12 protein-coding genes are annotated in these 9,864 nt (G+C 38.1%); 2 read left to right on the forward strand and 10 right to left on the reverse strand.

All coding sequences use genetic code 11. The features are described from left to right. Position 1: 1 nt before the first annotated feature. Entirely contained in the window at positions 2-664 is a 663-nt protein-coding gene (gene clpP, locus PHO71_RS16525; RefSeq protein ID WP_300205417.1) for an ATP-dependent Clp endopeptidase proteolytic subunit ClpP, read from the reverse strand. Between the two features lie 142 nt (positions 665-806). Next, positions 807-2,162 (reverse strand): trigger factor, encoded by a 1,356-nt coding sequence (gene tig / locus PHO71_RS16530; protein WP_300205419.1) that lies wholly within the window; start codon positions 2,160-2,162, stop codon positions 807-809. Positions 2,163-2,561: 399 nt separating this feature from the next. Here tig and PHO71_RS16535 point away from each other — a divergent pair, with 399 nt between their 5' ends. Continuing rightward, positions 2,562-2,807, forward strand: a complete 246-nt coding sequence (locus PHO71_RS16535; protein WP_300205421.1) for an RNA-binding protein — start codon at positions 2,562-2,564, stop codon at positions 2,805-2,807. Positions 2,808-2,886: 79 nt separating this feature from the next. Here PHO71_RS16535 and PHO71_RS16540 read toward each other — a convergent pair whose 3' ends face one another. Beyond that, positions 2,887-3,657 (reverse strand): ABC transporter ATP-binding protein, encoded by a 771-nt coding sequence (locus tag PHO71_RS16540; RefSeq protein ID WP_300205423.1) that lies wholly within the window; start codon positions 3,655-3,657, stop codon positions 2,887-2,889. Further along, positions 3,654-4,397 (reverse strand): ABC transporter permease, encoded by a 744-nt coding sequence (locus tag PHO71_RS16545; RefSeq protein ID WP_300205425.1) that lies wholly within the window; start codon positions 4,395-4,397, stop codon positions 3,654-3,656. The genes PHO71_RS16540 and PHO71_RS16545 overlap by 4 nt, the downstream gene beginning before the upstream one ends. Positions 4,398-4,472: 75 nt before the next feature. Between PHO71_RS16545 and lptB the strand changes: the two genes are divergently transcribed. After that, positions 4,473-5,237: an LPS export ABC transporter ATP-binding protein gene (lptB, locus tag PHO71_RS16550; RefSeq protein WP_300205427.1), complete on the forward strand. Its 765-nt coding sequence runs from the start codon at positions 4,473-4,475 to the stop codon at positions 5,235-5,237. A gap of 97 nt (positions 5,238-5,334) precedes the next feature. Here the strand turns inward: lptB and der are convergent, their stop codons facing one another. The 6 genes from der to PHO71_RS16580 all read right to left on the reverse strand — a co-directional run. Further along, positions 5,335-6,648 (reverse strand): ribosome biogenesis GTPase Der, encoded by a 1,314-nt coding sequence (gene der, locus PHO71_RS16555; RefSeq protein ID WP_300205429.1) that lies wholly within the window; start codon positions 6,646-6,648, stop codon positions 5,335-5,337. 47 nt (positions 6,649-6,695) lie between these two features. Then, positions 6,696-7,577 carry a GTPase Era gene (gene era / locus PHO71_RS16560; RefSeq protein ID WP_300205431.1) on the reverse strand — a complete coding sequence of 294 codons (882 nt, stop codon included), beginning with the start codon at positions 7,575-7,577 and terminating at the stop codon, positions 6,696-6,698. An 84-nt stretch (positions 7,578-7,661) separates the two neighbouring features. After that, a complete protein-coding gene (locus tag PHO71_RS16565) occupies positions 7,662-8,669 on the reverse strand; it encodes a beta-ketoacyl-ACP synthase III (protein WP_300205433.1) in 1,008 nt (335 codons plus the stop codon). Between the two features lie 87 nt (positions 8,670-8,756). Further along, the gene (gene rpmF / locus PHO71_RS16570) at positions 8,757-8,942 is read right to left on the reverse strand and encodes a 50S ribosomal protein L32 (protein WP_002562387.1); all 186 of its coding nucleotides are present in this window, start codon (positions 8,940-8,942) and stop codon (positions 8,757-8,759) included. A 12-nt stretch (positions 8,943-8,954) separates the two neighbouring features. Beyond that, on the reverse strand, positions 8,955-9,533 hold the full coding sequence (locus tag PHO71_RS16575) for a DUF177 domain-containing protein (RefSeq protein WP_300205436.1): 579 nt from the start codon (positions 9,531-9,533) through the stop codon (positions 8,955-8,957). 79 nt (positions 9,534-9,612) lie between these two features. After that, positions 9,613-9,864, reverse strand: a 252-nt coding sequence (locus PHO71_RS16580; RefSeq protein ID WP_300205438.1) for a hypothetical protein, incomplete at its 5' end; no start/stop codon positions are given.

The raw sequence follows: 9,864 nt of genomic DNA on the forward strand, positions 1-9,864 counted from the left end.
TTTATTTTTTAATCAATACCTCATCAATCATACCATATTCCTTCGCTTCCTGGGCAGTCATCCAATAGTCGCGGTCTGAATCAGCCCACACTTTATCAAAGTCAGTATGCGAATGTTCGGCTATAATTGTATAAAGTTCTTTCTTCAGTTTCTGAATCTCACGAGCTGTGATTTCAATGTCCGAAGCCTGTCCCTGAGCACCTCCCATCGGTTGGTGAATCATCACACGCGAATGAGGTAAAGCAGAACGTTTACCTGCCGCACCGGAAACCAACAAAACAGCAGCCATTGAAGCAGCCATACCCGTACAGATAGTAGCCACATCACTTGAAATAAACTGCATAGTATCGTAAATCCCCAGCCCTGCATACACACTTCCACCCGGAGAATTAATATAAATAGAAATATCCTTACCGGGATCTACAGAATCCAAATACAACAACTGAGCCTGAAGCGTATTAGCTGTATAGTCATCTACCTGTGTTCCTAAAAAGATGATGCGATCCATCATCAGGCGTGAAAAAACATCCAACTGAGTTACATTCAGCTGTCTTTCTTCCAAAATATAGGGATTCAAATACCCGGCTTGCGATTTGATCACATCGTCCAGCACCATGCCATTCATACCTAAATGCTTGGTAGCGTATTTTCTAAAATCATCCATGTTATTGTTCCTTTCTATGTATTTATAAATAAACGTAGGTGCAAAGAAACGAAAAAGAACACAGAGACACAAAAAAACACAGAGTTATAATTTTATAAAAACTCTGTGTTTCTGTGACTTTATATTCTGTTCAGTCGAATGCTTATTCAAACATCTTATTGAATTCTTCGATAGAAACTGTTTTGTTTTCTAAAGTAACCTTAGCTTTCAAAGCTTCAGCTAGCTTCACTTCCACTACGCGACTAACCAAATTGTTGATTGTATCTTTCTTCTTCAACATTTCTTGTGCATAGTTGTCAAGTACATCATCTGGAATAGACATCATACCATATTGAGCAAACTGAGCTTTAGTAGTTTCTTTAGCCATATTCAGTACATCTTCCTGTTCAACCTTGATGCCGTTAGCTTCTACCAGTTGTTCCTTAATCAGGTGCCAAGTAAGTTCTTCGATACTCTTATCATAGTTCTCTGCAACATATTCTTCGCCTTTTTCTTCATTGTTCAGTAGCATAATACGTTTCAGCAGTGCATCTGGGAATTCCAGTTTACCAACTTTTTCCATCAACACCTTACGAGCATCGATCAAGAATTTATAATCACTGTCAGCAATAAATCTCGCTGCTATATCTTCTTTAATCTTAGCGCGGAATTCTTCTTCAGTCTTCACAACACCCTCGCCGAAAGCCTGATCAAATACTTCCTGAGTTAATTCTCCTGCAACAAAACGAGTGATTTCTTCTACCTGAAAGCTGAAATTAGAATTCACATCTTTAGCGATTGCCTTGTCAATCTTCAACAAAGAAGCAAGTTCTGCTTCGTGACCATCATAAGCAACGTTCGGATTGAATACCAGAACATCGTTCACTTTTGCATCTGCAAAGATAGCTTTCTGTTCGTCGTTCTTCATATAAGAAGGCATCAAAACTGCACTTTCTACTTGAATACCACCTTCTTTTGTGTTACCTTCTTCATCTAACTGAGCCAACAGACCTTTCAGCATATCATTTTCCTGATATACATCTACCTTATCATATTTACCAGTACGTTGAGTATACATCTTAACCTGGTTTTCAACCATTTCGTCAGACACCTCAATTGTATAGAAATCTACTTTATCTTTAGTATCAACTTCAGCCTTGAATTCAGGAGCCAGAGCAATATCAAATACAAAATCAAATTCTTCCATTGTATCGAAATCGATAGCTTGCTGCTTTTCTTCGTTAGGCAATGGCTCACCCAACATATTCACTTTATTTTCTTTAATATAATTGTAAACAGCTTCTTGCAATGTTTTATTTACTTCCTCAGCAATCACTGATTTACCATACATCTTCTTAATAAGGCTCAATGGAACCATTCCTTGACGGAATCCCGGAATCTGTGCTTTCTGACGAAGTGACTTCAATGACTTGTCTACTTTCACCTGATAGTCAGCTTTCTCAAGCTTTACAGTAAGCTGTGCGCTTACTTTGTCAATGTTTTGTAATGAAACGTTCATTCTGACAATTATTTATTTGATTTATACTTTGTTCTATATACTCAAAGAGGGTGCAAAATTAGTGCTAATCTTTTAAATTACAAAAGACATTGCATATTTATTTCGAATCATATCTGGAATATCAATATAACAATTATATAATCAGTAGCCTTTATTTAAGCTTGTAATACTCTTTTTTTTTCATATTCTGCAAATTAAAAGGAAAAAAGATGGTCAATTCAAAAATTATTCTTTTCTTTGCCTCGGATTGATGGGGCATTAGTTTCTCGATTTCTATTACAAGTTTTTACTACTGTTGCAAAAAATGCATTCGTAAACTCTCTGTTGTTTTAATCCTTTTATTAGTAGCCATCTATCCGGAGAGTTTTATTCATTTATTTATTTTTTATCATTTTCATTATGAACATTTATGTTGGAAACCTTAACTACCGCGTTAAGGAACAAGATCTGCAACAAGTGATGGAAGATTACGGAGCAGTATCATCAGTTAAAGTAGTTATGGACCGTGAAACCGGTAAATCTAAAGGATTCGCTTTCATTGAAATGGAAGATGACGCTGCTGCTACTAAAGCAATTGCAGAATTGAACGGTGCCGAATACATGGGCCGTACCATGGTAGTTAAAGAAGCTAGACCTAGAGCCTAATTCCCGACGCTAACATAGCTTAATAAAAAAACTTCTATCACTTGTGACAGAAGTTTTTTTCATTTAATATCTTTCTATATCAGCCTTCCAAGCTTTGTACTTCCACATCCTTTACTTTTCGAAGCAAATCAGAAGCGAATATAAAGTTATTCAACCGTTGGTTTGTCGAAGTAAAGATATCATCTTTGGTTCCTTCCCACTCTTTATGACCCTCATAAATATAAATCACCTTTTCACCAATTCCCATTACAGAATTCATATCGTGGGTATTAATAATGGTTGTCATATTATATTCTCGAGTAATATCATGAATTAAATCATCGATTACCAAGGAAGTCTTTGGATCCAACCCCGAATTGGGTTCGTCACAAAACAAATATTGCGGATTCAATGAAATAGCACGGGCAATTGCCACACGTTTTTGCATACCTCCACTAATCTCACCAGGATATTTATCTTTAGCTTCACTCAGATTCACACGATCCAGACAAAACATAGCCCGCTTTGTACGATCCCGTAGTGTGTCATTACTAAACATATTCAATGGGAACATTACATTGTCCAACACCGACATAGAGTCGAAAAGAGCGGCACTCTGGAAAATCATTCCCATTTCCTTGCGGAGCATTTTTTTCTCCTTTTTACCCATCAGCACTAGATTACGTCCATCATACAACACTTCTCCTTTTTCTGGAGTCAGCAAACCTACAATACATTTCATCAGCACCGTTTTGCCTGATCCGCTCTGACCAATAATCAGATTTGTCTTCCCATTCTCAAAAGTCGCATTGATATCATTCAATACGGCCTTATCGTCAAATGATTTATAAAGTCCTTTAATATCAATCATCCCATCAAAAGTTTAGTTAATACCAAATCCGCAAACAGAATTAAAACACTACTACACACCACTGAATCTGTAGAAGCCTTTCCTACTGCAATCGAGCCACCTTCTACTGTATATCCAAAGAAAGCAGACACGCTCGCAATAATAAATGCAAAGAAAAGAGATTTGATAATACTTGCCCAAATAAACCATTCTACAAACATATATTGCAATCCATATTCTAGATTGACAGCACTCATTACACCTGCAAACCAACAAGTACAAAAAGCACCAATGATTCCGGCAAAGACACTGAATGTCACCAATATTGGAATAGTAGTAACCATTGCTGTTATCTTAGGAAGTATGAGATAATTAGCAGAATTAACACCCATAATCTCTAGTGCATCAATCTGTTGAGTAACTCGCATCGTTCCAAGTTCTGAAGCAATGTTCGAACCGACTTTCCCTGCCAAAATTAGGCACATAATAGAAGAAGAAAACTCAAGCAACATGATCTCACGCGTTACATACCCTACTGTCCAGCGAGGCATCCATGGGCTTTCAATATTCAATTTAATTTGGATGGTAATAACTGCACCGATGAAAAATGAAATCAACAGTACGATACCAATGGAGTTCACACCTAGCTGCTCCAACTCGTTAAGGTATTGCCGGAAGAACATACGCATACGCTCAGGACGGGAGAAAGTCCGTCCCATCAGCATAATATATCGTCCAACAGTTCTCAATGCTTTTATCATAACTCACACTATTTGTTTGCAAATGTACACTATTTCAGCTTATTTTTACTACATTTGTCGCAAAATAACTTGAACATGGAAGAAAGCAAGATGGTACTTCGCACGGAAGACCTGGTAAAGAAGTACGGTAAACGAACCGTTGTCAGCCACGTATCCATCAATGTGAAGCAAGGTGAAATTGTAGGTTTGCTAGGTCCAAACGGGGCCGGCAAAACAACTTCATTCTATATGACTGTTGGATTGATTACTCCTAACGAAGGACGTATTTTTCTTGACGATCTGGAGATTACCAAGTTTCCCGTTTATAAACGTGCTCAAACAGGGATCGGTTACCTTGCACAAGAAGCTTCCGTATTCCGCCAAATGAGTGTAGAAGATAATATCGCCTCTGTCCTAGAGATGACCAACAAGCCCAAAGAATATCAAAAAGAGAAACTTGAAAGCTTGATAGCTGAGTTCCGGTTACAGAAGGTGCGCAAAAACAAAGGTAACCAACTATCCGGTGGTGAACGCCGCCGAACAGAGATTGCCCGTTGTTTGGCAATTGACCCTAAGTTTATCATGCTAGATGAGCCATTTGCCGGAGTCGATCCGATCGCAGTAGAAGATATTCAGCAGATTGTATGGAAATTGAAAGACAGAAATATCGGTATCCTGATTACTGACCACAACGTACAAGAAACATTAAGTATCACCGATCGTGCTTATTTGTTGTTTGAAGGAAAAATCTTATTCCAAGGTACCCCGGAAGAACTGGCAGAAAATAAGATCGTACGTGAGAAATACTTAAGTAACAGTTTCGTATTACGCCGTAAAGACTTTCAGTTAGATAAAGATTAATTCTAATAAACCCTTTGCACTATCGGACATATCTGATAATAAAACACCCGGGAACATTAAGTTTCCGGGTGTTTAGGTTTAAATATATATCCAATGGCTATTTCTGCCGAATAAAAATATTAATTGGTGTACCAGTCAAGTCCCACTTCTCACGCATCTTATTCTCAAGAAAACGCTTATACGGCTCCTTTACATATTGAGGTAAATTAGCAAAATAAACAAATGAAGGTACTTGAGTATTTGGCAACTGCGTAACATATTTGATTTTAATGTACTTCCCTTTATTTGAGGGAGGCGGATAAGCCTCAATCAGTGGCAACATCTCTTCATTCAAACGAGCCGTAGGTATCTTGGTAGTACGGTTCTCAAATACAGTACGAGCTTCTTCAAGCACCTTCAGAATACGTTGTTTTGTTATTGCAGAAGCAAAGATAATTGGAAAGTCCACAAAAGGAGCAAAGCGCGAACGAACCGCATCTTCAAATGTCTTCATCACTTTTGCGGTCTTATCCTCAACCAAATCCCACTTGTTAATAACAACGACTAACCCTTTCTGGTTCTTTTGAATTAAAGAGAATATATTCAAATCCTGGCTTTCGATACCTCTCGTAGCATCCAACATCAGAATACAAACATCCGAACCTTCAATGGCACGAATCGAACGAATGACAGAATAATATTCCAAGTCTTCGTTAACCTTGTTTTTCTTACGAATACCAGCTGTATCGACCAAATAGAAATCGAAACCAAACTTATTATAACGAGTATAAATAGAATCACGAGTAGTTCCGGCTATTTCCGTTACGATATTGCGATCTTCACCAATAAATGCATTTACAATAGAAGACTTACCAGCATTTGGACGACCTACTACAGCGAAACGAGGAATATCATCATCCAATATCTCCGAAGTATCTTTTTTAAACTTGCTAACAATCAAGTCCATCAAATCACCAGTACCGCTTCCTGTAATAGCAGAAATACAATACGGTTCATCCAATCCTAATTTATAAAATTCAGGAGCATTATATTGTAATTCATTATTATCTGTCTTGTTAGCAACTACAATTACCGGGCTATTCGCACGACGTAGAATAGAAGCTACCTGCAAATCCAGATCAGTCACTCCATTCGTCACATCCACAACAAACAAAATCACATCTGCTTCATCCACAGCCAATAATACCTGCTTACGGATCTCCTCTTCAAAAATATCATCAGAGTTTACCACCCATCCTCCAGTGTCTACCACGGAGAATTCACGCCCCAACCATTCCGACTTGCCATACTGCCTGTCGCGAGTAGTACCCGCTTCTTCATTCACAATAGCCTGACGAGTTTTCGTCAGACGGTTAAATAAGGTAGACTTGCCCACATTCGGACGTCCTACAATTGCAACTAAATTTCCCATAGTTCAATACCTTGTTTTTTACGACTATCACAGTCGCATGAATACTTTTAATCTAACTGATAACCAAAATTTCGCAGTTCTTTATCCGAACTACGCCAATCTTTATCAACCTTCACATACGTCTCAAGGAAAATTGTTTTTCCGAAGAAACGTTCCAGTTCTCGGCGTGCTTCGGTAGCTACCTTCTTTAATGCCTTTCCCTGCTTGCCGATAATGATACCTTTTTGCGAATCGCGTTCAACATAAATCACTGCCTGAATATATATTTTCTTCGATTCTTCCTTAAACTGTTCTACAACTACCTCCACTGAATAGGGTATCTCTTTGTCATAGTATAACAGAATCTTTTCGCGGATAATCTCATTTACAAAAAAACGGGCAGGTTTATCTGTCCACTGATCCTTCCCGAAGTAAGGTGGAGAATCCGGCAGTAATTCCTTAATCCGCTTCATCACATAATCTACATTAAACTTAGATACAGCAGAAATCGGAATAATCTCAGCTTGTGGCAGTAATTCTTTCCATGCTTCCACCAACTGAGCCAGTTTTTCCTGATCAGTAAGATCTATTTTATTTATGAGCAACAAAATAGGAATCGTCATCTGACGTACCTTTTCCATAAACTCATTGTTTTTATCCGGTGTCTCTACCACATCAGTAACATAAAGCAAAATATCGGCATCTGTCAATGCTGAAGTTGAAAAATTCAGCATCGACTCTTGCAATTTATAGTTAGGCTTCAACACTCCTGGTGTATCAGAAAAAACAATCTGCATCTCATCTGTATTATAGATACCCATAATCCGATGGCGGGTAGTCTGTGCCTTAAACGTGGCAATCGATATACGTTCGCCCACCAACGCATTCATCAATGTCGATTTACCGACATTCGGATTTCCTACTATATTAACAAAACCTGCTTTATGCATCTTTTTTTATATATTGGTTGAGACAAAAAAACGCATCGAATCGAAATAGGATGCGTTTTATAAGTTATAATTCAGTAACTAATGTTACGATTCCTTTTTTCCGTCATAACCCCATTTTACATAAACCGCACCCCATGTAAATCCGGCACCGAAAGCTGTAAAAATGATGTTATCTCCTTTCTTCAATTTATCCTCAAAATCCCAAATACACAATGGAAGTGTACCCGCACTTGTGTTACCATAATGCTCGATATTAACCAATACCTTATCCATCGGAACTTCCATACGATGAGCCACAGCCTCGATAATGCGGACATTTGCCTGATGAGGAACAATCCAGTCGATAGTATCCCTTGTCAGACCATTTTTTTCTGCAATAGCAGCTGATACATCTGACATACTGGATACAGCATATTTAAATACTGTTCTTCCTTCCTGGTGCAGATAGTGCATTTTATTATCTACAGTAAAATAAGACGGTGGGCAAACCGAGCCTCCAGCTTTCATGTGAAGGAAAGGCAAACCTTTACCATCCGTTCTCAAAATAGAGTCCATAATACCATAATCCTCTGTAGTTGGTTCCACCATAAACGCAGCAGCACCATCACCAAAAATAGGACAAGTAGCACGATCTGTATAATTAACCATTGACGACATCTTATCAGCACCGACAATGATAATTTTCTTATATCTTCCCGAACGAATAAAATTTGCAGCAGTCTCCATCAAATACAGAAAGCCGCTACACGCAGCCTGTAAATCGAAAGCGAAAGCATTTTTCAATCCGAGTTTATCACAAAGAATAGAAGCAGTAGAAGGGAAGTGATAGTCAGGAGTAGTAGTAGCGACAACAACTAAATCGATATCGTCAGGATTAGCTCCAGTCTTTTTCATTAACTGTTTAGCTGCTTTACGAGCCATATATGAACTACCTAATCCTTCTTCATTCAATATATGTCTTTCTTTTACTCCAATACGAGTCATAATCCATTCATCGTTGGTATCCACCATCTTCGATATCTCGTCATTAGTCAAGATATAATCAGGTACATATCCCCCAACTCCTGTGATTACTGCATTTATTTTTTCCATCAAACCTATTTTAAATTAGCAATACTATAATACCTAAAGCAGCCGGAGAGCTTTACCCCCTGGCTGTCTTGAGTATAACTGTACTGATTATACAGCTGCTTCTTTTTCGATAGCTAACTTACCTCTGTAGTATCCGCAAGCGCCACATACAGTGTGATAAACATGCCATTCACCACAGTTTGGGCAAATAGCTAATGTAGGAGCTACTGCCTTATCATGAGTTCTTCTCTTCGCTGTTCTTGTTTTTGATTGTCTTCTCTTAGGATGTGCCATTTTCTTAAAGCTTTAATTATTATCTAATATTTTTTTTAATTCATTCCAACGAGGATCAATTTGTTCCTCCACTTCTTCCTCTATTACGATTTCATCTCCTCCAGTGTCGAAAACTTCATCATTATCTTCATCAGCACTCGTTTTCATGTGCTTGCTTAACTTGCTCGTTATAGTTTTATTACACTTACCTGGAGCATGTACATGCTTCATTGGAATTGCAAGTGCAACAAACTCATACATAAACCATGCCACATTGATCTCTCCTTCTTCCTCGGGGATCACAATTAGGTTATCACCTTCTTCTGCATATTCATGTCCAAACTTTACCATTAATTTATCAGAAGAACTGATAGGTAATTCCATTTCATCCAAACAACGATCACAGGGTACCCATACAACACCGTCAGTCTGGAAACTCAATTCGAAAGCATGAGAGGTTCTCTTTACAGTTAATACAACATTAACTCTACCCTTCTGAACTTCAGGACCATCAATATGAGCGAAATAAAGGTTATCCAATACAAACTCATACTTAGCAGAGTCAGCTTGCATGCCTTTCAAATCAATTTTGTATTTATCAAACTTTCCCAAAGCGTCTCTCTTTTTTAATCTTTAGATTACAATTCGGGCGACAAAGATACAAATAAATATCCTCATAACATACAAATTATCAGTAAATATTCACTTTTTTAATAGGTATTATTGGAATCACAATGATTACGAAAGTATCCCAAGCCTCAATTATAGTTATATTTCCAATCCGAATTACCCAGCACCTCCTGTTTACACATATAGTTCTTCTTACTACCAAACGCAATAAAGCCCCTTGACTCTTTCGAATCAAGGGGCTTCTTGAAAAACGGCAGTTACCTACTCTCCCACTGTTACGCAGTACCATCGGCGTGACGAGGCTTAACTTCTC

Source organism: Bacteroides sp., from assembly GCF_028690125.1.
Taxonomy (GTDB): domain Bacteria; phylum Bacteroidota; class Bacteroidia; order Bacteroidales; family Bacteroidaceae; genus Bacteroides.

Coding starts and splice junctions, on each gene's coding strand:
- PHO71_RS16540 (WP_300205423.1), bottom strand. CDS start 3,657: ATGATTGATATTAAAGGACTTTATAAATCATTTGACGATAAGGCCGTA.
- lptB (WP_300205427.1), top strand. CDS start 4,473: ATGGAAGAAAGCAAGATGGTACTTCGCACGGAAGACCTGGTAAAGAAG.
- PHO71_RS16535 (WP_300205421.1), top strand. CDS start 2,562: ATGAACATTTATGTTGGAAACCTTAACTACCGCGTTAAGGAACAAGAT.
- PHO71_RS16565 (WP_300205433.1), bottom strand. CDS start 8,669: ATGGAAAAAATAAATGCAGTAATCACAGGAGTTGGGGGATATGTACCT.
- der (WP_300205429.1), bottom strand. CDS start 6,648: ATGGGAAATTTAGTTGCAATTGTAGGACGTCCGAATGTGGGCAAGTCT.
- rpmF (WP_002562387.1), bottom strand. CDS start 8,942: ATGGCACATCCTAAGAGAAGACAATCAAAAACAAGAACAGCGAAGAGA.
- tig (WP_300205419.1), bottom strand. CDS start 2,162: ATGAACGTTTCATTACAAAACATTGACAAAGTAAGCGCACAGCTTACT.
- clpP (WP_300205417.1), bottom strand. CDS start 664: ATGGATGATTTTAGAAAATACGCTACCAAGCATTTAGGTATGAATGGC.
- era (WP_300205431.1), bottom strand. CDS start 7,577: ATGCATAAAGCAGGTTTTGTTAATATAGTAGGAAATCCGAATGTCGGT.
- PHO71_RS16545 (WP_300205425.1), bottom strand. CDS start 4,397: ATGATAAAAGCATTGAGAACTGTTGGACGATATATTATGCTGATGGGA.